Source organism: Rhizobium leguminosarum, assembly GCF_004123835.1.
GTDB lineage: Bacteria > Pseudomonadota > Alphaproteobacteria > Rhizobiales > Rhizobiaceae > Rhizobium > Rhizobium leguminosarum_M.
The window spans coordinates 408,611-431,248 of the sequence record NZ_MZMU01000018.1 but is presented as its reverse complement, the minus strand read 5'-3'; the positions used below and the strand labels follow the sequence as shown (position 1 = coordinate 431,248).

The following is a 22,638-nucleotide window of genomic DNA, read 5'->3' as shown; positions in this document are numbered from 1 at the left end:
TTGACAGGCCTCGATTCCTCACTAATAGTTTGTATACAAATAAAAACAAAAGACTGATGCTAAAGTCAGAGGGTTGAACGAACAGTCTGCAGGAGATCCGCGGATTCATGCCGCCGCTCATTGAAGTGATGCGCTCTGCTTAGGGGTATGCCGCCGCGTCGCAGCGCGCACTTCACCTTGCTCAGAGGTCAGCATCCACGGACAGTGCTTATCTGCTTTTAGTATGCATACAAACGATAAACGCGCTTAGGCACGTTGTTTGTTGTTAAGCTAGCCGATCCGTTGAGGTCGATGACCACGGGTCACGATGGTCCATAACTGTGTATCTTCAAGAGGGGTCCCACAATGACTGAACTCACCAGACGCAACACAATGAAGTTGATGTCCGCAGCACTGATTGCTGGCGTCAGCATCTCCACCTTGCCGCGCAAAGCCTTTTCGGCCGGATCCATCACGGTCCTCAACTGGCAGGGCTACGGCACCGACGAAGCCTGGTCGCTGAAGGCTTTCACCGAAAAGACGGGCATCACAGTCGTTCACGACTACTACAGCTCGGAATCGGAAATGCTGACCAAGATGCGCACCAATCCGGGTGCTTATGATCTTGTTATCCTCAACGCTGCGCGTTGCGCCCAGGCGGTTGCCGAAGACCTGCTGCAGCCGATCGATTTCAGCAAGGTTCCAAACGCGTCAACAGTCGACGAGACCCTGCGCGCCAACCCGAACTTCAGCAAGGACGGCAAGGGCTATGCCGTTCCGTGGGTCTGGGGCATGACCTCGCTTGCCATCCGCGAGGGCATGACGGTTCCCGACAGCTACGCTGCCCTCGCCGATCCGGCCTATAAGGGCCGCGTTGCCATGGACGACGACGCCATCATCAACGTCGGTGTCGGCGCACTAATGAGCGGGCAGGACATCAACGATCCCAAGGATCTGGCTGCTGTTACGGCCGCGCTGAAGTCGATCAAGCCGAACGTCAAGTTGCTGTGGTCGACAGAAGACCAGTGGAACAAGTCGTTTGCCGCCAAGGAGTTCGACCTGTCGCTGTTCTGGTCGGGCGGTTCGGTTCGCTCCAAGCGCGTTTCCAAACTTCCGGTTCAGTTCGTAGTGCCTAAGGAAGGCGGCGTCGGTTGGGTCGATGGTCTCGGTGTTCCGACATCGGCTCCGAATCCAGAAGGTGCTCTTGCCTTCGTCAACTGGATGATCGATCCGACATTCTATGTCGAATGGGCAACCAAGATCGGGGCGCCCGCCTCGTCGAATTCGGCAGCCCTTTCAGCACTCCCCGCCGACGATCTCACCCGCCTGGTACACAAGACCGAATATTTGAAGACGACGTCCTTTGTCTCGGGCATTCCCGACGACCGGCGCGAAGCCTTCAACAATGTCTGGCAGGAAGTGAAAGCCTTCTATGCAGAATGATCGTCTGATATCAGCGTCAGAGCGCGGACCTTCGGGCCCGCGCAGCCGGCGCCCGCTCCCGCCATGGGTTTCGACGACGGCGCTGCTGCTGCCGACCTATGGGTGGCTGACACTTGCCGTCTTTCTGCCGCTGCTGACCATGTTCGTGTTCAGCTTCATGTCGGCGACACCGATGGGCAAGGCCCCGATCGTCTTTACGCTGAAGCAGTACCGCGCGTTCATCGATCAACCCTATCTGGTCGGGATCGGTATCACGTCGCTGCTGATCGGCTTCTGGACCACGCTGTTCTGCGCGGTGCTTGGTTTCCTGGCGGCCGTGGCACTGGTCCGCTCGACCTTCGGCAAGACGCGCGAGATGTTGTTGATCCTCATTCTCCTGCCATTCTGGACCAACGGTCTCGTGCGAGTATTTTCGTGGACCATGGTGCTGCGCGAAAACGGCTTTCTCGACAGTCTGCTGCATATGATTGCTCCGGACGCAGGTTCCATCGGCTTTCTCTACACGCGCTATGCCGTGGTGGTTGGTCTTGTTCACGGCTACCTGCCGTACATGATCCTGACCTGCTACATCGCGCTGGTGGCCATCGACGACGCGATCATTGAGGCTGCTTCAAGCCTCGGCGCGCGCTGGTGGACCATCCTGTTCAAGATTTTAGTGCCGCTTGCGGCTCCCGGGCTGATCTCCGGCGCCGTTTTGATCTTCATTCCAGTCATCGGTTCATTCATGGAACCGCGCATTTTGGGCGGTCGTGTCGGCGTGACCATGGGAACGGTGATCGAGGATCAGTTCACCCAGGCCTTCAACTGGCCTTTGGGCGCATCGTTGTCCTTTACGCTGCTGGCTGTCGTGCTCGCAATTTTCGCAACCTTCTCCGGTGTCCTGCGCCGCGGGACGGTCGCTTGAGGAAGGGATCATGAAAACGCTCGGTCCAATCTATCTCATCGCCATCCTCATCTTCCTCTACACGCCCATTCTCGTGATGATGGCGATGGGGTTCAACGCTTCGCCACTTTACGAGCTGCCATTCCATTTCTCGCTGCAATGGTACGACGCGCTCTGGGACAACAGCATCCTTCTGACGGCGGGTCTTAACAGCCTGGTGATCGCGAGTATCACCGCGGTTCTGGCGACGGCTTTGGGGACCATGGCGTCCGTCGCGCTGTCGCGCCGGACCTTTCGCGGCAGAAGTCTCCTGCAACTCATGCTGCTGCCGCCGATTGCCATTCCCTGGCTGATCACCGGCACAGCGATGCTGATCTTCTTCTATTGGACCGGTATCGGGCGCGGTATGCATGCCCTGTTGATCGGCCACGTCGCGCTTGCCATCCCCTACGTTGTTCTGGTCGTCGGCACGGGCTTCAAGACAATCCGCGCCGACCTCGAAGAAGCCGCGATGAGCCTTGGTTCGACACCGGTTCACGCCTTCTTCTCGGTGACGCTACCTCTGCTTTATCCGAGCATCCTTGGCGCCGCGCTCTTCGCCTTCGCCGTGTCGCTCGACCAGTTCGTGATTTCCTACTTCCTCGCAACGCCCGGCTACACCACGCTGCCGGTGCAGATCTACTCCTCGATCCGCAAGGGCTTTACCCCTGAAATCAATGCGATCTCGACGGTGCTTCTGCTCGGCTCGATGACGATCATCCTGATTTTTGCGCGCTTCGCCAAGCCCGGAGACACAAGTGACAAACGTTAAAGTCAATTCCGTCGCAAAGACCTACGGCACCACGCCGGTCCTGTCCGATATCACCACCGAGTTCCCCGAAGGCTCCTTCACCAGCCTTCTCGGCCCATCCGGTTCCGGCAAGACCACGCTGCTGCGCATCATCGCGGGCTTCATCAAGCCCGACCAGGGCGTCGTCACGATCGGCAACAACGATGTCACCGACATCCCGGTCTGGGGTCGTAACATCGGCATGATGTTCCAGTCCTACGCGCTGTTCCCGCACATGACGATTGCCCAAAACGTCGCCTTCGGTCTCGAACGCCGGGGCATCAAGGGCGCCGCCGCCCGCAAGGAAGTCGATCGCGCTCTCGAGATGGTGCATCTGCCTGGCTTTGCCGATCGCATGCCCAAGCAGCTGTCGGGTGGTCAGCAGCAGCGCGTCGCGCTGGCCCGCGCCATGGTCATCAAGCCGAGCGTGCTGCTCCTCGACGAGCCGCTGTCGGCGCTCGATCGCCGCCTTCGCCAGGAAATGCAGGTCGAACTGTTGCGCATCCAGCGCGAAAGCGGCCTGACGACGATCTTCGTCACCCACGACCAGGAGGAGGCGTTGACGCTGTCTGACAAGGTGGCGATCCTCGACAAGGGCCGTATTGTTCAGATCGGCGAGCCGGAAACCGTCTACGAACGGCCGCTGACGCGCTTTGCCGCCGAATTCCTCGGCGATTCCAACTTCCTCACCGGGACGGTGGAGAACGGCGCCGTGCGTCTCGCCGATGGAACGATGGTCAGGACCACAGGCACGTTGCCATCAAGCGGCTCGAACGTCACGCTCGCGGTGCGCCCGGAGAAGATGTCGATCGCATCGGGTCCGACGGATGGCAACAGCCTGACGGCGCGCATCACCACCGTCATCTACGCAGGCCCCGTGCTGTCCTATCTGTTGGAGACGGCAGACGGTCTGCCGCTGAAGCTGTTTGCACAAAACCGCGATGGCAAGGTCCTGAGCGATGGCGACACCATCACCCTAACTTGGGCCGCGGAACACACCGTCCCGGTGGCCGACTGATGATGGCACCCGCGCCACTCTCCAGGAATGCGCTGCATGTCGTCATCGACATGCAGCGCCTCTTCGCCGAGGAAACGGCGTGGCATACGCCAGCAATTGCCGGCATTCTTCCCAATGTGGTGGCGCTCAGCAAAGCGCAGCCCGCTGAGACTGTCTTTGCTCGCTTCATGGTGCCCCAAAGTGCCGAAAATGCCACGGGTCGCTGGAAGACCTACTATCGTCGCTGGTCATCGGTGACGCTGGATGAGCTCGATGTCGCCATGCTGGATCTGGTGGCGCCGCTTTCGGCGATCGCCGGTCCAGGGTCTATCGTGGACAAGGAGACCTACTCGGTCTTTGGCTCGCCCGGTTTTTTAGAGCGGCTGCAAGGATCGGCAACGGACACGCTGATTTTCTCGGGCGTCGAGACCGACGTCTGCGTCTACGCCAGCGTTCTCGATGCGGTCGACGCCGGCTACCGGGTCATTCTGGCCGAGGATGCGGTGGCAAGCGGCGATATGAAGGCACATGCCATGGTCATCGAGATCCTGGCGCCAAGGCTTTCGGAGCAGATTGAAATCCTAACGACAGAAGCCATTCTAAATTTACGACGAGAGTGAATTCGGCAGCGCCATTGCCGGTCATCACGAGGAACAGGCAGATTTGAGAGATCCGATGGACGTTCCGTTCAAAGAAAAAGACGGCCGACAAAAGACCGCAGCGACCGAGGCGCAGGGCCAGCAGGCACAGTATACGCTTGGCGAGCAGATCGGCTTCTACCTGCGCCAGGCCAACCAGCGGCACGTGGCGATCTTTGCGAGCCTGATGGCGGAAAAGCTGACCACCACCCAGTGGGCGGCGCTCGTCAGGCTGAAGGACCTGCAGCCCTGCTCGCAGGGCAACCTCGGCCGCGAGACCGCCATGGATATGGCGACCATCAAGGGCGTCGTCGACCGTCTGGTAAAACGTGGGCTGGTGCACACCGCACCCGACGCCACCGACGCGCGCCGGCTGGTGCTGACGCTGACGCCGGAAGGCGAGGCGACAGTGGCCCGCAACCTGTCGGTCGCACTGCAGATCTCGCAGGAAACGCTGAGCACTCTGACGCTTGCCGAGCGGATGATGCTGATGGAGCTCCTGCAGAAGATCTGTTGAGAAGAGACCACGCCTGTTTCTACAAATCGAGAGAATACCATGTTTCAGCCCAGCGAAGACGAAATCAAGTCGCTTGTCGGCCAGATGACGGTTGCCGAAAAGGTCGATCTTCTGAGCGGACGCGGGCTGTGGAAGACCGCATCGATCGAACGGCTCGGTATTCCATCGATTGTCATGACCGATGGTGCCCATGGCGTTCGCTACTCCACAACCCAGATCGACGCCGGCGACAACGACGAAGACAGCCTCCAGGCGTTTCTGGCGGTTGTCGGCCAACAGGCCGATGCATCTGGCGGCATGTTCGGCACGACACGTCCTGCAACCTGCTTTCCAAACGGCAATCTGCTTGGCTGTTCCTGGGACGTCGATCTGGCCTACCGCATGGGTGAAGCGCTGGCGGCGGAATGCCAGGATTTTGGCGTTCATCTCCTGCTTGGGCCAGGCATTAATATCCGACGCACGCCGCTTGCCGGCCGCGCCTATGAATACTACTCCGAGGACCCCCTCATCAACGGGGACATTGCCGCAGCCGTCATCTCGGGCCTACAGGACAATGGCGTCGGCGCCTCGTTGAAGCATTTTGCTTGCAACAATTCCGAGATTGAACGGACAACGACCAGCTCCGATGTCGACGAACGGGCTCTTCGCGAAATCTATCTGGCGGGCTTCGAACGGGTGATCGGAAAGAGCGCGCCGTGGACGGTGATGAGCGCTTATAACCGGCTGAACGGCATCCAGGCAGCAGAAAATCACTGGTTGCTCGGCACCGTGTTGCGCGAGGAATGGGGCTATGACGGGCTTGTCGTCTCCGATTGGCACGCGATTAAGGACCGTAGTGCGGCGATCGCTGCCGGGACTGATCTCGACATGCCGGAAAGCCGGCCACGCAAGGCCCGCCTGCGAGCGGCGATCGAGGCTGGTGATGTGGCGCCCGAGGTGATCGATGCCGCCTGCGCTAGGGTTCTGGCGTTCGTGCGCAAATGCAAGACGCAGGAGCGGCGCGACACGGTCGCCGATCTCGACCGGCACCACGCTCTGTCGCGCGAGATTGCAGCGGAATCGATAGTCTTGCTGCGCAACGAAGGCCGGACATTGCCGCTTGATCCGAATAGCACCGGCCGACTCCTCGTCGTTGGTGACGGCGCTACCATCCCCGTGATCCAAGGTTCCGGTTCGGCCACGACCAATCCCTATCGCGTCGACAGCCCCTTCGTTCAGATTGCCGCGCGGGCAGGGGCTGACTTCGAGGTGCAGCATCTGCCATTCTCCTCTGCCGCAGAGGTCAATATGCAGGCGTTGATCGAGGCGACCGTCGAGGCGGCGTCTTCTGCCGATTTCACAGTGGTGTTTGCGGAAAACGAGAAGAGCCGGCACGGCGAGGGCAACGACCGCGACACACTGAAGCTGGCCGCCAGCCACGACGCCCTCCTTCATGCGCTGGCTGCATCCGGTTGCAAGGTTATCGTGGTGCTCTCGATGCCGGATACCGTCGAAATGCCGTGGCTCGAGGATGTCGATGCCGTGCTCGCCGCGTTCTACGCCGGGCAGGGCGGCGGCGAAGCGATTGCCCGCGTTCTGTTTGGCGAGCAGAACCCCTGCGGCAAACTCTCTGCCAGCATGCCCGTGCGGATGCATGACATTCCCGGCTGGCACACCTATCCCGGTGAGCATGGGCGCCATCTATATAGCGAGGGTGTTTTCGTCGGCTATCGCTTCTACGATCTCAAGGCAATCGTTCCGGCGTTTCCCTTCGGGCACGGTCTCAGCTACACGACCTTCAGCTATGAGAATCTCTGGATTGACATACAGGAAGTCGCTCCGGGCGTGGCCTGTACCGCGAGCGTTACTATCCGCAACACCGGGTCTGTCGCGGCCAAAGAGATCGTTCAGCTCTACGTTCGTCCGGTAAAACCCGGCTTAAAACGGCCGATCCGGGAACTCAAAGCCTTCTGCAAACTGTATCTGGAGCCCGGCGAGGCGAACATGGTGCCCCTTACCCTCGTTGAGCGGGACTTCCAGTACTTCGACGCCGTCCGCTCCGCATGGGTGCTGGATGCGGAGGCTTTCGTCATAGAAGTGGGTGCATCATCACGTGATATCCTTCTGGAGGCCATTTTACCATGCCGGCCGGAACGTCCAGCACTGCCCGTGCTTTTGCCCAACTCTCCAGCGGCGCTGGTATTTGCCCATCCGAAGGCCGAGGCCGCTCTGGTTGACTTCTTTGTCGCCACGCTTTCGATCTCCAGTGCGGAAGCCACGGCGCTTCTCGCGAAGACAAAGGGCTCCTTCCTCGGCTTGTATGACACCCTGAGCTGGTACGTCGGCGATAGCGTCAGGGAGACGGATATCGCCCGGGTCTTCGCAAGCTTGAACGACACTTACGTGGAAGATTCGCTCGAATGACAACTGCATCACATCCAAACGATCCGCTATTGACGGCCGAGACATGGATAGATGAAAGTCGCGCCGTTGCCATCGCAACGGTCATCGAAACCTGGGGCTCGGCTCCACGTCCGGCTGGCAGCCATCTGGTCGTCGACGCAGACGGCAATTTCGAAGGCTCGGTTTCCGGCGGCTGTGTCGAAGGTGCGGTCGTCACGGCCGCGCTCGATGTGATTGCCGGTGGCACGGCACAGATGCTAGAGTTCGGCGTCACGGACGAGACCGCCTGGCGCCTTGGACTGTCCTGTGGCGGGCGTATCCGCGTTTATGTCGAAAGGCTCGACTGATGCAGCTTGCGAGCCTGCAACGCCTAAACGCTGCGCGCCGCAAACGGATCGCTGCGATTCTGCTGGCTGATCTTGACAGTCATACCGAACACATCGTTCTAGAGGGTGATCCGCTTGACGGGCCGATCGCAGATTTGATCGAAGACGCCTTTCGCTCCGGCCGCTCGATGGCGTTCGATGCAACCGAGGGCAGAGGGTTCCTGAACGTCTATTTACCTGCGCCGCGTATCGCCATTATCGGTGCCGTGCACATTGGCCAGTATCTGACGCAGATGGCAGGGCTTGCCGGTTTCGATGTGCGCATCATCGATCCGCGCACGGCCTTTGCGACTAGCGAACGCTTCCCTGGTGTGCCGCTCTCCACCGACTGGCCTGCCGATGCTTTTCTGCTCGATCCGCTCGACCGTTACACGGCCTTGGTTGCACTCACCCATGATCCGAGGATCGATGATCTTCCGCTAGCCGCGGCGTTGCGGACGGGCTGCTTCTACATCGGTGCGCTGGGTAGCAGAAAGACGCATGCTGCGAGGACCGACAGGCTTGCGTTGGAAGGTTTCACCCCCGATGCGCTTTCAGCCATTCATGCTCCGATCGGGCTCGATATCGGGGCTTCCAATCCGGCCGAGATCGCCGTGGCGATATTGGGCGAGGTCATTCAAGCACTTCGGTCGCGCCCTCTTTCGTTATCTGGGGATGGAGGACCATGAAATCCGGTCAGTTATCCATCGACGACGCTAACGGGCGTGTGCTTGCTCATCCGCTGAGGTTGCCCGAAGGCACTTTTTCGAAAGGCCATGTTCTGAAAGACTGCGACCTCGCGCGGCTGAAGCAGGCTGAGCTTCGCCACGTGACGGATGCGCGCATGAACACGGATGATGTGGGAGAAGACCAGGCCGCCTGGATGCTGGGACAATCCATCGCGACTGAAGATATAAAGCCAATAGTGGCGATCGTACTTCTGGCTGCCGGTATGGCGACGCGCATGGGCCCGAACGGCGGCCACAAACTGCTGGCCGAGTTTGACGGGATGCCGCTCGTCCGCCGTTCGGCGTTGGCTGCGAGCAATAGTCATGCCGAATCCGTCATTGTGGTCGTCGGCCATCGCCAGGACGACATCCGCAAGGCACTCTCCGATCTGCAATTGAACATCGTCGCAAATCGGGATTACGCGTCCGGGATGGCAAGCTCCCTGGTGATAGGCTTTGCCTCTGCCGAGGCGAATGGTGCCGACGGTGTCCTCGTCATGCTCGCGGACATGCCGGGTGTGACCAGCAGCGATCTCAACCGGTTGATTACGGCCTTTCAAGATGGCAAGGGTGCATCGATCGTTCGTGCCGTCTCGCAGGGCAAGCGCGGAAATCCCGTTATCCTGCCGCGGTCGCTGAACAATGCGGTTCTGCGGCTGAAGGGCGACATCGGCGCCCGCTATTTGATCAAAGCCTCCGGGCTGCCGGTGATTGAGGTCGAGATTGGCGACGCGGCGCAGATCGACGTCGACACGCCGGAGGCCATCATCGCGGCCGGGGGCATTCCTGCGGAAAGCTGACGCGACTCCATTTCGCATATATTCTCATCAGATCGTCGACGTATTCAAGGACGACCGCGAGCGCATCACATCCGAAAGCGACCGAGCCGGCTCGGCGCTTCGCATCCACGACCTTTTTCAGCAAAATCCGTTTATGACGGCCAATCAACTCGTTCAACAGACAGGCCTTTCCGCGCCCACCGTCAATGCGGCACTCACGGACCTGGAGCGTTTCGGCGTAGTTGAGGAGCGGCACGTATAAGGTACAAAAAACAGATCGGATGGCGCGGACATCCGGCCCCAGCCGCTTGGAGCGTGGCGTGGTCGTCGATCCTCAGAAGTAATAGCCGTCGAGTACGCCAAGTAGAGAGCCTCCTATCAGGGAAAATATCAGCGGCAAGATGATAAACAGGAACATCACGAGGAGCATAAAGCGCATCAGGCACCCGGCCGCTGCTGCCCTTGCAGTTGGCGCTTCGGGAACAGGATAGGTTGACCTTCGAGTGATACGACCGGCGCGGGAGAGGGCTCGAAGCATCTCCAGCATCTTTGCCGTGCGGATGTCGCCCGCTGAGGCGCCGTCGGTCTCCGGCTCAGGGCGGGCAGACCTCCGTCGCTCTTTCCGGCCCCATGGCCCGGGACTCGTATCCAGCGGTGGTGGTGGTTCCGCGCGGGGCGCTGCTTTGGGAAAAGGCACCGGTGGACGTGGGCGAACGGGAGGTGGGACCGACGGTGCCGCCGGACTCGGATCGCCAAACTTTGCGCCGCATTGCGGACATGCGGGTGCATCCAACCAATGCCCCGGATTATGGTTCGTACAGTAGAAGCGGACTTGTGCCTCGTGGCAGGCCTCGCACTCACCGGAAGTCGCTGTGGAGGTGCCGCAGCTTGGACAACGCAAGATGACGCCTGTCATGGTTGAGGCTCCTGGCTCGGGTGATTGTCGATGCTGTCGGCAGCCGGCGGAGGATAACAGGCACGGATCATTTCCGCGGGAATGTGCAACCGATACACGCTCGGCAGGGCTCCTTCGACATATTGCGCCATGGTGGGAACCCGCTCGTAGGGCCCGAATGCCTCGCGGCTCAACCGACGCGAAAGTGCGACGGTCGTGAGCAGCGGATTAGCCCCATAGGCGGGGAAGCTCGCATATCTCTCGTCCACGTGATCGTGGCCGCGTACCATGTGTGTGATGGGCCGTCCGAGACCAGCACTCAAAGAGCAAAAAGCAGCGAAGTCCTCGTAGCCGAACTGGCTCCCGCGGGAGAAACGGTTTGGCAGCTTCCTGCGGGCTTTCGGATGGGCCCTTGTCCACACAAAATCAGACAGGCACATCGGGTTGTTCCATTCCCCCGATTCAGCGAGGGCGGGATGCAAGTCAACCAGCGGAAAGCCTCCGTGGGCGGCAAGCAATCCGTCGGGAAAGAAGAGTGCGCGCGGAGCGTTCGTAAACAGGCGCACGGCAAGCTTACCGGCCCGCTCGATCCATTCGTGGGTGAGGTTAGCGTTGAGGAAGTCGGCAAAGTCCGATGGCGTCACGCTCGAGGCAAATCGTACGCCATCGTAAGACAGTGCTTCGTCGTGATTGCCGGCGATGACGCACACGCGGTCCGGCGCGTCTACGATCAGTTCAAATACGCGGAGAAGGATTTCGAGGCTAAAACCCTCGTCATCGAACAGATCGCCAAGAAACAGGATCCGAGGTGGGCCTTCTCCGGGCTGCAGGTCCGGCTGTCGCATTGCCACAAGTGCAGCCTCGAGCGCCAGAAGGTCACCATGCAAGTCGCCGATGATCCACAACGGGATTTCGGTATCGAAGTCAGAAATCTTTATGACCTTGTCGGTGGGATCGGTGCGGAATTTGTCGAACAGCATGCCTGGCCCGTCGGCCCGGTCAAGCAGATCCTCCATTCTTTCCACTGTCGACCGAATTTCGGAGCGGATGGAAGACGGGCTGGCGCGATTGAGGACAGCTTCCCAATCAAGGTCGTTCACATCCACGATTTCTAATGGAGCAAAGGCCGTCACCTTCGAAAGAGCCTGATCAGACGGTAGGCTTTCCGTCCCGGACGCAGGCTCTCCGTCCAATGGCGCGGCAACCGCCGGTGTAGGTTCGGAGCCCACAGCTGGTACATCTGCAGCGCGACTGGAAGGACCCGGCGCCCCTAGTTCATCTTTGGGCACATCTGTCATCACCGGATGCGCCTCTGCTATCGCCGGCTGCTCGCAGGGAGGATAGGGCTCGGGCACTTCACGTCCGCCGGCCGAGTTCATTTGTTGAGCGCCCGCACCGTAAGGGGCATCTTGACGATGCCTTTGGCCTGGCGGCCTACCGCAATTCGATCACCCTGCCTGAGCGGACGAGGAGCTGTCAGGGTCAGGCCGTTCACGAGTGTTTCGTTGGTCGCACCAGCCACGGGAGATACTACCCATTGCGGTGCGGGATTTCGTTCCAGGACACATTGGCGATTATCCCAGAACTCGCTTTCCGGCCCGAACTGCCGCAACAGGGGTTTTCCAAGTTCCGTCATCACCCCGATCTGGAGCGAACGTCCGTCCGCACCAAGCAGCTCGATCCTCTCGGAAATGATCAACTCTGCGGAAGCTGGAGGAGCGATGCCTTCTGTTGTCGATGGAGCAGCTTTCTGTTCGGAGACGGCAGAGCCTGCGCCCCGTCCACTCAAAATGGCCCGAACGTCCGCAGCCGTGGGTCTCGCCGCGGGATCTGGAGACAGGCATCGGTGGAGGACGGTACTGACCTCGGCATTGCTCGCCGGTGCCGGCATCAACCCGGCAAGTGCCGGAGGTTTGGCGGCATAGCTCTGCACAAGCTTTGCATAATCAGCCTGGTCCTCGGTCCAGTATGGATGATGGCCGGCGAGAAGTTCGTAAAGCATTAGGCCGCAGGTGAAAATATCCGAAGCCAGTCCCGGAATAGCGCCGCGCGTCATATGTTCGGGGGACCGATAGTTGTCAGTGCCAACATATCCCTGATGCCCGTGCCAGGGCGCGCGGCGGTCAGCCAACAGGGAGAAGTCCATATCGATCAGCTTAAGCTGGTAGCCGGAGCTGATCGACGGGTCAGTGATCAAATATGCGTTCGCCGGCTTGAGATCTGCGTGAACGACCTTGGATTCGTGCAGTGCCGCGATACCGGTCATGAACACCTTTGACCACGTGAGGTGACGTGCCCAAACCGTGGCATCACGAGTCGCGGCCAGCTTGGTGCGACGATGCTGCTCCCGCTCCTCATCGAGCATTTGCTGCAAGTCGGCACCATTCTCGACGAACTCGAATGCCTGAAAGTAGCAGGGCCCGCCCCAGATCTCTTCGAATGCATCGACTTGGCGCACCGCAAATTGAGCAGCGCGGCCATTCCGGACGCGTGCTCCGAGCTCGTTCTGATAAGCAATGAAAGCCCCATACCAGACAACAGTCGGAGCAGGGGACTTGTATTGCTTGAGAAAAACCTTCTCACCGGTAGAAGTCTCAGCTCCATAGGAAATGGCCATCATTCCCGGTCCGAAGACTTTCGTGACGCGATACTGCCGGATCCGGTCGCCGATTTTCAGCTTCTTGGCCATGGCTTTCGGGTAAGTCGGGCTAAAGCGCTACGGTCGCTGCCGACCGGGATACACTGGCGGCCAGCTGCTTCAGGGTGTTACGGAAGTTAACCGGGTCGGAGGTAAATTTCTGCAGCGCCTCCTGCGGGTTCAGCCCTTCGTATTCCACCACTTCCCATTCCGACTTGTCGATCTGGCTCAGCCTATCGTAGCCCTCGAAATTCGGGGCAAAGAGGCTGAGAATAATTCGGTTGGCCATGATAAGGTTAGCTACGTCCTGCAACGAGCCGCCCTTTGCCTCCGCAATGCTCATGGTCTCCTTGAATGAAGCATCGGTGAAGACGATGACAACACGCGCCGCATCGCTTCTATAGCGCCATTTCGCCGGATCCTCTGTCTGCGAACCCTTCGGCACAGCATCCATAGAGGCAAGCTTATAAAGGGCATCGAGAAGCGACTCCGGCTCGTCCCCACCGCCGTTTGCCTGTAGCGTGCCAAGCTGCGCCTTGAGCGCGCTGGCATCGCGGACGAAGTCATTGTCGACGATCCATGGCAGGCCTTCGGCTTGGGCGGCCTCAATGTCACGGTAGCCGACAACCTTGCCGCGCCAATCTTTGACAGGGGCAGCGTTGTTCGGGTCACCGTGGCTTAAGGAGTCAATAAAGGCTTCGATATTTCTCCGCAGCGCGTCGATGCAGGGGTCCATGCTGCCGCTAACGTCGACGAGGAAGACAATATCGGCCACGCCTTTGGTTTTTGGACGCTCCTGCAGGGTCTGGCCGTCGGCTGATAGCGCTGGCGCGCTGTCTACCGACGCTTCTACCGCCGGCTCATCCGGTGTGGACGAGATCGGCCCGGTTGAGTTTGGTGTCGCGGCGGGAGCCGGGCTCCCCGGGGTAGGAGGCGTCTGCTGGTCCGGTTGCTCCGTATCACTCATCGGTCAGCTCCCATGGTTCGGTATCGTTACGCGGCAGATCTGCCAGCGCCGTTACGACAACACGGCGGCGACATGAAAGTTCCTGCTGTCGTCGGATCGGAGAACAATCGGTCTCGGCGGTGTTATCTAAGGTCGAATTTTTTCAAAGATCGAAAGGAGGTCTGGCTGCAGTTATCGGGGATAGGGAACCGATCTCTCGCTTCGCTATGCGACCTGAATGGTCGCAGCGGATATTTCCGCCCCCCCTTCACCCGGTATTGTTGCAAAAGTTCCGGCACCGGTGGGCGGTCGTCTTCAGATCAAGGCTTCCTTCCTCGAAGACGATCGTGCGTTCAGGACGGTGAAAATCCAGAAGTTCAACGTCAAAGGGCAATGCAAAGGAATACTTTGGCTGTTGGCCTAGTGAAGTGAACACGCTCTTGAAATTTATGACGGACATCAAACGTATACACGTTAAAGGAGCATCGAACACGCCGCTACGGCGTGCTTGCTTATGCGCTGGCCGTTTGCCTGGTCATCGCGCTTTGTTCGTCTCGAGCCTGATCGGTCTCCCTATCGGCATCCCGTCGCGCTGGCCTTCATGGTATCGATGTTGCTGTTAATGACGGGCCTTTCGTGCTTCGTCATTGAGGTTCGACTGGCGCTCCGTTTGCTAGACAGCCGGGAGAAGAGCGCTGATACCGGTTACTGAGAATTCACACATACTCACCTTAATTTATCAGATCCAGCGAAGGTGTTTTTGGCAGCGCCAGTCCAACTAACAAGTTGTTGTTGGTGGTTCTGGCGAACCATTCCTGCATGACTTGCCACAACCAGAAGTGCGATAGCCTCCTTGTATGCGATGGCATGCGGCGTGACAGCCCCGGGGCACTTCGCGGACTGCTCATAAAGACTGGAAAGATCGCACCCGTGTCACTTCTTGATCGAACTTTCAATATCCGCCTCGCCTCACGCGATCGAGAAGGCGACGCCGTTCCGCCTGCGGCAGCTTCGGTAGGCTTTGGCCGTACGCACAATCTCCGATACAACTGACTGGAGTTTACGTGCCGCGAGACGCGATGCAATTCCAGCCTGCGTAGATGCCGGTCGGGATCAGGCAGCGCTTGCTCTTGAACGCGTCCCAGGCATTTCGACTCGCCGTGGAACATATGCGCGGCCCGACCGTTGCTCCGTTCGGTTTGAAGGGTTGTCTGAGATGCCAAATGAGCGTGCCAACCATGATGATGAGCTTCGCGACATTATCGATCACAAACTGACCGCACTCATCCGGGAAATGGAGGATGCGGATTGGAGCGCCAAGGACGTTGCTTGTGCGATCAACGATGTCCTCAAAAGCAAGTGGCTTGATCGGATAACGGCGCTACAAGACGCACGCGAAGCGGTTCCAAAAGGCTTCCTTTCAGACGGGAACGAAGGCTAGCGGTCGGTTTCCACGGCGTGAAAAAGGGATAAACTTTTATGGCTGCGACATTCCAGGTCATTGCCATCAGTTCGCTCGATCCGGATGGTAGCGACACCCGTAACGAGCCGATGCTCTTTACCCCGATGCGCTGAAGACTGCACGGCAACTGAAATCTGAAGGCAAAGCGTTTCGAGTGATCGCTGAAGGTGACCATACGGAACAACAGCTGCGGTCGTTCCTGGAGCTCGGCGCGCTCGTGTAGTTCCCAATGGGGCTCGGTGCTCGAACGGACTTTGGACACGTTCCTCGGTTGGCCCAGCTAGCTTTAGGAAACGATCGCAAGATATTGGTGGTCAAGGACGATTTGATGGACGATCTTCTTCAGGTCTGAAAGCTGGTTTTTTTGTCATTCGTTCGATCTGAAAAGCAGAAATGGGCCACGGCTCATGGCGTCGATAATTGCATCGAGCTCACCGATGATATCAGTCATCGTTGAACCGGTCGCACCGTAGCCCTTGCCCTCGATCACGATGACGGCCGGTTTCTATCGGGTACAGCGACATCGCGGTTCGCCGTATTGTTATCGGCATCGGTGAAGCGCAGCGCGTTTGGTAGGTGTCTCCAAAACCTCTTTGACCATCGCCTCTGCGCAGTCCCAAGAGCATGCTATTCCCGCATGCTTTTCGCGAAGCGCGCCGTTACGACTTCACTAAATGGCTGATCGGTATATCCGCTATCGAGGGGATGCGCGCTTCCTCTTGATAATCCCGCTCGATCATGACCCGCATGTATAGGTGGCGATCAACTGCACCATCAGACCAAGGTCCTAGCGTTGGAACGCCGTTCGCAGTGGGGCATTTGTACTATCAGATTCATTGGCAGGAGGAATCGATGCCGACAGAAATCTGGCAAAAACCTATCGAGATCGCCGTCGCGGGCGGCGATCACTTCAAAAGCATCCAAAACAGCCGCGAGGCCCTTGAGACCCTCATGACCTGCTGGCCCGAAAAAGGCGGGAGGTCGTTCGCCATTGCAAAACGCGCCTGCATGAAGTCGCTCAGCGGAGAAGCGGATGATGCCGCGGCACCGCGTGCCTTTCAGGAAGCGGCGATTGAAGCTGGTATCCTCCGCCCTTAGAAATCGCGCAACAATTGCGCTCACGAGTTGGCTAAGGCAATTGATTTTGATCTCGAACGTCCGACAAGAGCGCTGAACTTGGACAAAAGGTTCGTCTTGCGATAACGCGTCGCCCTGTCGGAACGAAGGAGGAGCTTAAGCCCAGATATCCACTGTTAGAGTACCAAAGCGGGCGGGATGCGGATCGTCGTCCCGCCGTCACCTAATTGCGCCCAAACTGAAAAGCCTGCGCCGGTGCGCGGACAGCCCAGAATCATGTTTAGCCTCAGTGGCTATTCTTATCGCTTTGCTCACCAGCCTTCACGTGCTGCTCATGCGAACCGCCTTGGGTGCCACGTGAATTGTCCTCGCCGCCCGTCGACGTCGATGACACAGATTTCGCGCCCTGGTTATTATGGCTTTGCTGACCGCTGCTATGGTGGAACAAACAGCAGCCCTGGAAGTTTGCAGCCGAACTGAAGGGAGTGATTTCGCTGGTCGGCTTCGTCAAGGGGACACTTCCCAGCCTCGAGACCCACCTTGGCCATGTCAACATGCTGATCGCCGAACAGTAAACCGGGGCAACATGTGTGACGTTGCAGGTAAAGTTGACGGCGGGACGGAGGGAATCGATTGGCGGAGCGCAATGCCGAAGAAATCGCAGCCCGCCGAGCACGCCGCGCTGAACGCCGGCAACGGCAGCGCGATGCCAATGTCGATCGGTCCGCCAAAATGCATCAGGCCCGGATTGGCGATTCGCAGGCCAACAACCCGACCGAGGATCGGCTGGCTGGCCGCATCCATATCGGGTGTTCGGGCTGGTATTATTGGCATTGGAAGGGGAAGTTCTATCCTGCGGATATTCCGTCGAACCAATATTTCCGGATCTATCAGGATCACTTCGAAACGGTAGAGCTCAACGCTCCATTTTATTCGTGGCCGACGATCGGAGCGGTGAAGACCTGGATCCGCCAGGCAGACCCAGGCTTCGTCTATACGATCAAGGTCTGCGAGCTGATAACCCATATCAAGCGGTTCGAGGACACGAAAAGTCTGATCGAGGATTTCGGCTATATCGCCGACCTACTCGGCCCGCAGATGGGCTGCTTTCTCTTCCAGCTGCCGCCGAGCGTGCGCTACACTTCGGAAATGCTGCAATCCATTTTATCGCAGCTCGACCCGCGCCACAGGAACGTTGTCGAATTTCGCCACAAGAGTTGGTGGACTGACGAGGTCTTCGATGCCTTTACAGCCGCTGGGGCGATCTTCTGCTCTTGCAGCGGCCCCCGGTTGCCGGATGAGCTTGTTCGGACTACCGATGACATTTACGTTCGGTTCCACGGGACTAAGCAATGGTATCGCCACGATTACAGCGATGCGGAACTGCTCGTGTGGGTCGAGCGCATTAGGCAAAGCTCGGCGAAGACCGTGTGGGTCTACTTCAACAACGATCGCGACGGACATTCGATCAAGAATGCCAGCCGGTTGTCGGAGCTAATGAAAATACCAGCCAGGTAGGGCGCCACCGCCGGGACCAGGCGGTTTGCTTGCCCGCACCGGCTTCTAATCGACCACAGGCAAGGGAACAGACTACTGAGAGTCGGGCTTGGTCACCTGGAACAAGGAGTATTCGACACGACATGATCGATATCGCACGATCATTTGCGCGAACAGGCAGGTGAGGCAAGGAGGGACCGCGGCCGGGCAGGGTGAGGTGAGGGGCAGCGCGGCGCCGCCTCATGCGGAACAGCTTGCCGGGGGCAGTCGGTCCCGGGTTCCGCTCGTTCCGAGCGGCACTTTGCTAACCCTCCTGCGGCTGCCCTTTTAACCGGTCAAGCCGTGCGCGAACTGGCGCCGGCGCGGACGCGCCTTCGCCTGGTATGCTCATAGTTCGAAGAGGCTTGCCCTCGGCCCGAAGGAAGAATCTGCGCGGTTCATGAAGGGACTCTCCTAATTGGACTTGGCGTTCGAAAAAGCCGATCTCAAGTTCTTCGCCCCATCATCCGCTAATTGACGTTGTCGATCATAACCGCGAGAGGCAAGCTTTCGCGTAACGGGCTCATCCGGCGGTGGAAAAGCCTATGGACCGCTGGCGCTTGATCCGAACAATGCGTGGGCATGGGCCAGATTTGGCTGGGTTGCAAGCTACAAAGGTGAGCCTGATCGCGCCAGGGAGCGGTTCGAGCGGACGTTGACGGTCAGTCCGGCTGACCCGCTTGCGTTCAACATGAGAATGGGGTTCGCCCTGTCATTGGCCATGGCAGGCTCGCTTTTCCGACGCCGTTGCCATTGCCAGGGAGGTAGTCAACAAACATCCAGAAGTGACGTGGCCATATCGAATGATGACTGCTTGGCCGGCAATGAGTGGTGATCTGACGACGGCTCGATAGGCCGCAAAGAAGCTGCTGGCATCCGAGCCGGACTTCACGATCCAGCGTTATCTGGCGCGGCCCGTATTTCAAGGTGTACCACAATGGGCAGATCGGACGGCTGAGGGATTGCGGCAAGCAGGATTGCCCAAACACTGACTGCGGTTCAGGGGCAAGATCGAACCGCCCATTGCAAGCTCACGCAGACGCTACGCACTGGGTTCACCTCGAGGCGCCTGGCTCAGCGCGAGGATGAGGACGATGTCTGCGCCGAGTCGGTTCTTCCTACCGGATCTGTGAAATCGTTTTGCATGTCTAACCTGCCATCCGTGCCGGCTATTGCTGCAGCTCCAAATCATGGATGGCCCGCCTTGTTCCCAGTGGTCGTCGGGGCTTCTATCGCGCAGAGGTGTTTGCCGTTTCACTTCCCGTTCTCTATTTTTGGCCGTGGCTGAGGAAATGCACCGCATCCTCGCCGCCGAGGGTATTGAGGTTTTGCCCGGCGCTCAGCCCGCGCAGGTGCAGGGCCTGTCCGGCGACGCAGTCACGGTCACGATGCGTACGGCTGCCGGCGATCGGAATATCGAAGGTTGATGGCGGTCGGCCGGGTGGCCAACACCGCCGGGATTGGATTGGAGAAACCGGCGTGGAGTTCGACGCGCGCGGGTTCATCCGCGTTAACGAGCGGTTGGAGACCACAGCAGCTAGCCGCCAGACGCAGAAATCACCCTATGCGCAGCTCCAAACCAGTAGCCAATAATTCAGATTTTATTAAACATGTAAGCGGATCCTAAAACGAGGGCAACACTCCCCTGTCGAGCCGCGTTAGGCGATCACATACATTGGGAATTGAACTCATGGCCGTTATCCTCGTCGTCGAAGACGAGCCGTTAATCCGCTTCCTCCTGTTAGACGAACTCGTGGATGCGGGTCATACAGTCATCGAAGCCGCCAGCGCTTTGGAAGCGGTCGCAGCGCTTGGGAGATGCGATCATTTGGACGGCATGATTACCGATGTCGACATTTCCGGGGGCTTGAGTGGACTTGACCTGATGCGGTTGGTGACATCCACGAGACCCGCGACGAGCGTATGGGTCGTATCGGGCCGCGACGTCCGCTCACAGATCGATCCCGGTGTCTTTTTCTTGCCCAAGCCATACGACTACCGCGAGTTGGTTTATCTTGTCTCCGAACGCGCTCACGCAAAACACATGCTCGCGACAGACCAGCAGCGAACCGGCTGAAAGTCTTGAAGGGAGTTCCTTGGGCCACGCTACGGACTACTTCTAACTGTGCTAGAGCCGTCTCCAGGCCGGCTTCCTCGTAGGGTTTACCGAGAAGTACAGCGTCAAAGACCAGCTCGTAGCGGTCGACCTGCGGAATGCCGCATCCGCACGCTGAACGTTTCAAACATATCACAAAGCGGCCTATCGCCGTGGTGAACTGGACCAACGAGGAAGGGGCCCGTTTTTCGCCGCCGATGTTTGGACGTTCATCTAAACGATTGGTTTTACTGCAGATCAGCTCCGGCGAAGATCGATGCGGCTCGTGACCACCGCCTTGCCAGTCTTTGGATCGGTATCGACTGTCGTAAGACGCATGCCCGAGGCCCCGACCTTCTCGATCGTCATCTGTGCTTTCCGATCGCCGTTAACTTCCTTCGCCCAGGTGATTCCGAGGTTGATGGTGTCGCCAGCGCGTTGTCCGCCGAGGCCAGCGGTCCCCGTGCCCGCGCCGACATAGGATCCAGAGTACCTATTGCCGGTCGCCTTGAGGTCCGCGCTGATCACGCGGGAGAAGATGGCGAGGCTGGTGCACTTTCCGTCCAGCGACAGAGACGCGGCAGTCGTATCCGACGTGAAGCGACAGGTCACGTTGATGGTTGGCGCATTAACGCGCACCTTGACGGTGCCTTTTCCATTCCAGCTTCCAGCAAGTGATTTGAGGAACGGGGCCTCGTCGGCGTGAGCAATGCTGCCCGAAAAGAGGGCGAGCGAAGCGATCGCAATCGATAGGGACTGCGCGATATACGGGTTCATGTTGTCGTCTTTCAGACCGCGCGCCGCCGTCTGGCGGCGTGGCAGATCGATGAGGAAGCTATACTGGTGAACAACGGCGCTGCGGCTTTGTTCCATGCGCGTGCAATCGTTCTGCAGCACGGACTGTGGCGCATGCGTTAAAGCAAGGGGCTTTTGACGCCGCGCGTATCATACCGATCAAAGTCTTCGGCTATCTCATTCGCATTCTGTGCGCCAAGCTGGACGAATTCCTTGCCGTCGGTCGCCGCCTGCGGCACGCCCACTACCGAGCCATGCTAGAGATGTTTGGAACCGGCCCTAATTTTTTGCTGCGGTCGGGGTCGCCGCCTTTGGAGGATAGGATGTTCGTGAAGTTGACCGACGGCACGATAACGCGCTGGATCAATATGGACGCCGTGATCCAGATGCGACCCGATGAAGACAAACATCAGACGGAACTATTCTTGCTCGGAGAACACGCTGGGCCGGTTTTTGTCGATGAGTCCCCCGAAGAAATTCGATCCCTGATGGACATCGAACTCGAACGGCTATCCCAAGCGGCAAACTGGAGCTCCGGGGGACTGGGGGGACCGAATGGCCGCAGACGATGAGCCGTTTACCGTTGGTGGCCGCTGGTCAACATCTATCGGACGAACTCTGAAGAGATCGGCAAGAAGCTACTCAAGGAAGATTCACTAATACATGGAGCCCGAAGCATCAGAACGACTGGTGCTATTGAGCATACTTCCTTTTCCCAGGTGCCCCATGTCTGACCCTGAGGATGGATCGTCGCTTGGCGTCGATAATACTTTCACCGCGCACTGGAACTATTGTCACACAAAATAGGTTACTTGGCCCGGAGCGGATCGCGTAGAGGAGTCTCCTGTCTCCAGGCACACCCCTGCAATCTTCGCGATCCGCCCTCTCCCGCCTTTTAGGAATATCTAGTTTGTTCAGAAGCGTACAGGAACGTTTCCGACGATCTACGGTTAGGCCACAAGGATCGCACAGGCGCCCCATACTGGGGTTGTCCGCTTCCCTTCCTTCCTGTGCGGTCCGTCCTTTCCAAAAACTCGCCCCTTTTCGGCGGGGCTCCTTTTTGATCCCGCGCCCAGCGATCAGTTGATCTTAAGCCAATGCCGCAGGATTGAGACAACCCCGCTGATCTTACTTCACGCGGCAGTCAAAGGCGCCGGTTGACCCGCAATCCGGCAAGCGGGCCTAGGTCGTCACCCCCTGCATTCGTTATGCTATTTGGTTTGGCCTCGCGGGCCATCTGATTTGGTATCTTGTTTGGCTTCGGATATTTCGCTTCGATCTTTTCGACGGCGTCTTCGCCGTCCCGAACCGAAATTTCATCCTCCGCCAGGCGATCGTCGTCGATGACAACGGTTTGGAGGAAACCCTGCCTGCTTTACGCAGCTCGATGGCTACCCATCTCCTCTCGGCGGCATACTGCTTATCATCGGCACTGATGAGAATGGCGAGATCGTCAATGTGGCGAATGTAATCGACGAGGTTGCCGGACGGCTCACCATCGTCAGGCCGGTGTTTCATCCGGTCTTCGAAGCTTTGAACGGTCCCCGCATCTTTGGCACACGCTTGAGCGCTATGGAGGTGCGCCTCGAGCATCGGCGGCCAACCGTTATCGATGAGGCGACCCACTGAGTTCATCGCATAATTCAGCTGGGGG

23 protein-coding genes and 3 pseudogenes are annotated in these 22,638 nt (G+C 58.7%); 21 read left to right on the top strand and 5 right to left on the bottom strand.

The features are described from left to right. The first annotated feature begins 345 nt into the window (after nt 1-345). From B5P46_RS26820 to B5P46_RS35440, 11 genes and pseudogenes are all read left to right on the top strand, one after another. Nucleotides 346-1,422, top strand: coding sequence for an ABC transporter substrate-binding protein (locus tag B5P46_RS26820; protein WP_129421368.1), 1,077 nt, complete (start codon nt 346-348; stop codon nt 1,420-1,422). Further along, on the top strand, nt 1,412-2,326 hold the full coding sequence (locus B5P46_RS26815; protein ID WP_082933958.1) for an ABC transporter permease: 915 nt from the start codon (nt 1,412-1,414) through the stop codon (nt 2,324-2,326). Before B5P46_RS26820 ends, B5P46_RS26815 begins: the two co-directional genes overlap by 11 nt. Nucleotides 2,327-2,336: 10 nt before the next feature. Further along, nucleotides 2,337-3,116 carry an ABC transporter permease gene (locus B5P46_RS26810; RefSeq protein WP_003554934.1) on the top strand — a complete coding sequence of 260 codons (780 nt, stop codon included), beginning with the start codon at nt 2,337-2,339 and terminating at the stop codon, nt 3,114-3,116. Further along, the gene (locus tag B5P46_RS26805) at nt 3,103-4,152 is read left to right on the top strand and encodes an ABC transporter ATP-binding protein (protein ID WP_129421367.1); all 1,050 of its coding nucleotides are present in this window, start codon (nt 3,103-3,105) and stop codon (nt 4,150-4,152) included. The genes B5P46_RS26810 and B5P46_RS26805 overlap by 14 nt, the downstream gene beginning before the upstream one ends. After that, a complete protein-coding gene (locus B5P46_RS26800) occupies nt 4,152-4,751 on the top strand; it encodes a cysteine hydrolase family protein (RefSeq protein WP_129421366.1) in 600 nt (199 codons plus the stop codon). Before B5P46_RS26805 ends, B5P46_RS26800 begins: the two co-directional genes overlap by 1 nt. 55 nt (nt 4,752-4,806) lie before the next feature. Next, nucleotides 4,807-5,286 carry a MarR family winged helix-turn-helix transcriptional regulator gene (locus B5P46_RS26795; protein WP_129421365.1) on the top strand — a complete coding sequence of 160 codons (480 nt, stop codon included), beginning with the start codon at nt 4,807-4,809 and terminating at the stop codon, nt 5,284-5,286. A 39-nt stretch (nt 5,287-5,325) separates the two neighbouring features. Next, the gene (locus B5P46_RS26790; RefSeq protein ID WP_129421364.1) at nt 5,326-7,689 is read left to right on the top strand and encodes a beta-glucosidase family protein; all 2,364 of its coding nucleotides are present in this window, start codon (nt 5,326-5,328) and stop codon (nt 7,687-7,689) included. Continuing rightward, complete coding sequence (locus B5P46_RS26785) at nt 7,686-8,015, top strand: XdhC family protein (RefSeq protein ID WP_129421363.1); 330 nt, start codon at nt 7,686-7,688, stop codon at nt 8,013-8,015. The genes B5P46_RS26790 and B5P46_RS26785 overlap by 4 nt, the downstream gene beginning before the upstream one ends. Next, nucleotides 8,015-8,722: an XdhC family protein gene (locus tag B5P46_RS26780; RefSeq protein WP_129421362.1), complete on the top strand. Its 708-nt coding sequence runs from the start codon at nt 8,015-8,017 to the stop codon at nt 8,720-8,722. Before B5P46_RS26785 ends, B5P46_RS26780 begins: the two co-directional genes overlap by 1 nt. Next, nucleotides 8,719-9,561: an NTP transferase domain-containing protein gene (locus B5P46_RS26775; RefSeq protein ID WP_245456293.1), complete on the top strand. Its 843-nt coding sequence runs from the start codon at nt 8,719-8,721 to the stop codon at nt 9,559-9,561. The genes B5P46_RS26780 and B5P46_RS26775 overlap by 4 nt, the downstream gene beginning before the upstream one ends. Before the next feature lie 28 nt (nt 9,562-9,589). Beyond that, a pseudogene (locus B5P46_RS35440) lies at nt 9,590-9,790 on the top strand (winged helix-turn-helix domain-containing protein); the annotation flags it as partial. 662 nt (nt 9,791-10,452) lie between these two features. Here B5P46_RS35440 and B5P46_RS26765 read toward each other — a convergent pair. The 3 genes from B5P46_RS26765 to B5P46_RS26755 all read right to left on the bottom strand — a co-directional run bounded on the left by B5P46_RS26765 (nt 10,453) and on the right by B5P46_RS26755 (nt 14,040). Continuing rightward, nucleotides 10,453-11,535, bottom strand: a complete 1,083-nt coding sequence (locus tag B5P46_RS26765) for a metallophosphoesterase (protein ID WP_164986556.1) — start codon at nt 11,533-11,535, stop codon at nt 10,453-10,455. 275 nt (nt 11,536-11,810) lie between these two features. After that, nucleotides 11,811-13,124, bottom strand: coding sequence for a protein kinase domain-containing protein (locus B5P46_RS26760; RefSeq protein WP_129421360.1), 1,314 nt, complete (start codon nt 13,122-13,124; stop codon nt 11,811-11,813). A gap of 19 nt (nt 13,125-13,143) precedes the next feature. Further along, nucleotides 13,144-14,040 carry a vWA domain-containing protein gene (locus B5P46_RS26755; RefSeq protein WP_129421359.1) on the bottom strand — a complete coding sequence of 299 codons (897 nt, stop codon included), beginning with the start codon at nt 14,038-14,040 and terminating at the stop codon, nt 13,144-13,146. 217 nt (nt 14,041-14,257) lie between these two features. Here B5P46_RS26755 and B5P46_RS35165 point away from each other — a divergent pair, with 217 nt between their 5' ends. The 3 genes from B5P46_RS35165 to B5P46_RS26735 all read left to right on the top strand — a co-directional run bounded on the left by B5P46_RS35165 (nt 14,258) and on the right by B5P46_RS26735 (nt 16,579). After that, nucleotides 14,258-14,443 (top strand): hypothetical protein, encoded by a 186-nt coding sequence (locus tag B5P46_RS35165; protein ID WP_245456291.1) that lies wholly within the window; start codon nt 14,258-14,260, stop codon nt 14,441-14,443. 792 nt (nt 14,444-15,235) lie between these two features. Then, nucleotides 15,236-15,460 (top strand): hypothetical protein, encoded by a 225-nt coding sequence (locus B5P46_RS26745; RefSeq protein ID WP_129421358.1) that lies wholly within the window; start codon nt 15,236-15,238, stop codon nt 15,458-15,460. Nucleotides 15,461-16,333: 873 nt separating this feature from the next. Continuing rightward, nucleotides 16,334-16,579, top strand: a complete 246-nt coding sequence (locus tag B5P46_RS26735) for a DUF982 domain-containing protein (protein ID WP_129421357.1) — start codon at nt 16,334-16,336, stop codon at nt 16,577-16,579. A 265-nt stretch (nt 16,580-16,844) separates the two neighbouring features. Here B5P46_RS26735 and B5P46_RS26730 read toward each other — a convergent pair whose 3' ends face one another. After that, nucleotides 16,845-17,048 carry a hypothetical protein gene (locus B5P46_RS26730; RefSeq protein WP_432431489.1) on the bottom strand — a complete coding sequence of 68 codons (204 nt, stop codon included), beginning with the start codon at nt 17,046-17,048 and terminating at the stop codon, nt 16,845-16,847. A 143-nt stretch (nt 17,049-17,191) separates the two neighbouring features. On the opposite strand from B5P46_RS26730, the gene B5P46_RS26725 reads away from it, so the two are divergent. The 4 genes and pseudogenes from B5P46_RS26725 to B5P46_RS26715 all read left to right on the top strand — a co-directional run bounded on the left by B5P46_RS26725 (nt 17,192) and on the right by B5P46_RS26715 (nt 20,171). Continuing rightward, nucleotides 17,192-18,076: a DUF72 domain-containing protein gene (locus B5P46_RS26725; protein WP_129421355.1), complete on the top strand. Its 885-nt coding sequence runs from the start codon at nt 17,192-17,194 to the stop codon at nt 18,074-18,076. Nucleotides 18,077-18,641: 565 nt separating this feature from the next. Beyond that, nucleotides 18,642-19,086, top strand: a pseudogene (locus tag B5P46_RS35435) (tetratricopeptide repeat protein); the annotation flags it as partial. 300 nt (nt 19,087-19,386) lie between these two features. After that, on the top strand, nt 19,387-19,521 hold the full coding sequence (locus tag B5P46_RS35305; protein ID WP_281023654.1) for a hypothetical protein: 135 nt from the start codon (nt 19,387-19,389) through the stop codon (nt 19,519-19,521). A gap of 263 nt (nt 19,522-19,784) precedes the next feature. Further along, nucleotides 19,785-20,171 carry a response regulator gene (locus tag B5P46_RS26715; RefSeq protein ID WP_129421354.1) on the top strand — a complete coding sequence of 129 codons (387 nt, stop codon included), beginning with the start codon at nt 19,785-19,787 and terminating at the stop codon, nt 20,169-20,171. A gap of 276 nt (nt 20,172-20,447) precedes the next feature. Here B5P46_RS26715 and B5P46_RS26705 read toward each other — a convergent pair whose 3' ends face one another. Beyond that, complete coding sequence (locus B5P46_RS26705; protein WP_129421398.1) at nt 20,448-20,966, bottom strand: hypothetical protein; 519 nt, start codon at nt 20,964-20,966, stop codon at nt 20,448-20,450. Between the two features lie 125 nt (nt 20,967-21,091). Here B5P46_RS26705 and B5P46_RS35160 point away from each other — a divergent pair, with 125 nt between their 5' ends. From B5P46_RS35160 to B5P46_RS34610, 3 genes and pseudogenes are all read left to right on the top strand, one after another. Then, nucleotides 21,092-21,556, top strand: coding sequence for a hypothetical protein (locus tag B5P46_RS35160; RefSeq protein ID WP_245456290.1), 465 nt, complete (start codon nt 21,092-21,094; stop codon nt 21,554-21,556). Nucleotides 21,557-21,574: 18 nt separating this feature from the next. Further along, nucleotides 21,575-21,684, top strand: a pseudogene (locus B5P46_RS35155) (thermonuclease family protein); the annotation flags it as partial. A gap of 758 nt (nt 21,685-22,442) precedes the next feature. Continuing rightward, complete coding sequence (locus B5P46_RS34610; protein WP_164986555.1) at nt 22,443-22,613, top strand: hypothetical protein; 171 nt, start codon at nt 22,443-22,445, stop codon at nt 22,611-22,613. Nucleotides 22,614-22,638 lie beyond the last annotated feature (25 nt).

Coding starts and splice junctions, on each gene's coding strand:
- B5P46_RS26820 (WP_129421368.1), top strand. CDS start 346: ATGACTGAACTCACCAGACGCAACACAATGAAGTTGATGTCCGCAGCA.
- B5P46_RS26780 (WP_129421362.1), top strand. CDS start 8,015: ATGCAGCTTGCGAGCCTGCAACGCCTAAACGCTGCGCGCCGCAAACGG.
- B5P46_RS35305 (WP_281023654.1), top strand. CDS start 19,387: ATGCACCGCATCCTCGCCGCCGAGGGTATTGAGGTTTTGCCCGGCGCT.
- B5P46_RS26800 (WP_129421366.1), top strand. CDS start 4,152: ATGATGGCACCCGCGCCACTCTCCAGGAATGCGCTGCATGTCGTCATC.
- B5P46_RS26810 (WP_003554934.1), top strand. CDS start 2,337: ATGAAAACGCTCGGTCCAATCTATCTCATCGCCATCCTCATCTTCCTC.
- B5P46_RS26775 (WP_245456293.1), top strand. CDS start 8,719: ATGAAATCCGGTCAGTTATCCATCGACGACGCTAACGGGCGTGTGCTT.
- B5P46_RS26760 (WP_129421360.1), bottom strand. CDS start 13,124: ATGGCCAAGAAGCTGAAAATCGGCGACCGGATCCGGCAGTATCGCGTC.
- B5P46_RS26785 (WP_129421363.1), top strand. CDS start 7,686: ATGACAACTGCATCACATCCAAACGATCCGCTATTGACGGCCGAGACA.
- B5P46_RS35165 (WP_245456291.1), top strand. CDS start 14,258: ATGGTCGCAGCGGATATTTCCGCCCCCCCTTCACCCGGTATTGTTGCA.
- B5P46_RS26715 (WP_129421354.1), top strand. CDS start 19,785: ATGGCCGTTATCCTCGTCGTCGAAGACGAGCCGTTAATCCGCTTCCTC.
- B5P46_RS26790 (WP_129421364.1), top strand. CDS start 5,326: ATGTTTCAGCCCAGCGAAGACGAAATCAAGTCGCTTGTCGGCCAGATG.
- B5P46_RS26735 (WP_129421357.1), top strand. CDS start 16,334: ATGCCGACAGAAATCTGGCAAAAACCTATCGAGATCGCCGTCGCGGGC.
- B5P46_RS26795 (WP_129421365.1), top strand. CDS start 4,807: ATGGACGTTCCGTTCAAAGAAAAAGACGGCCGACAAAAGACCGCAGCG.
- B5P46_RS26705 (WP_129421398.1), bottom strand. CDS start 20,966: ATGAACCCGTATATCGCGCAGTCCCTATCGATTGCGATCGCTTCGCTC.
- B5P46_RS26755 (WP_129421359.1), bottom strand. CDS start 14,040: ATGAGTGATACGGAGCAACCGGACCAGCAGACGCCTCCTACCCCGGGG.
- B5P46_RS26815 (WP_082933958.1), top strand. CDS start 1,412: ATGCAGAATGATCGTCTGATATCAGCGTCAGAGCGCGGACCTTCGGGC.
- B5P46_RS26745 (WP_129421358.1), top strand. CDS start 15,236: ATGCCAAATGAGCGTGCCAACCATGATGATGAGCTTCGCGACATTATC.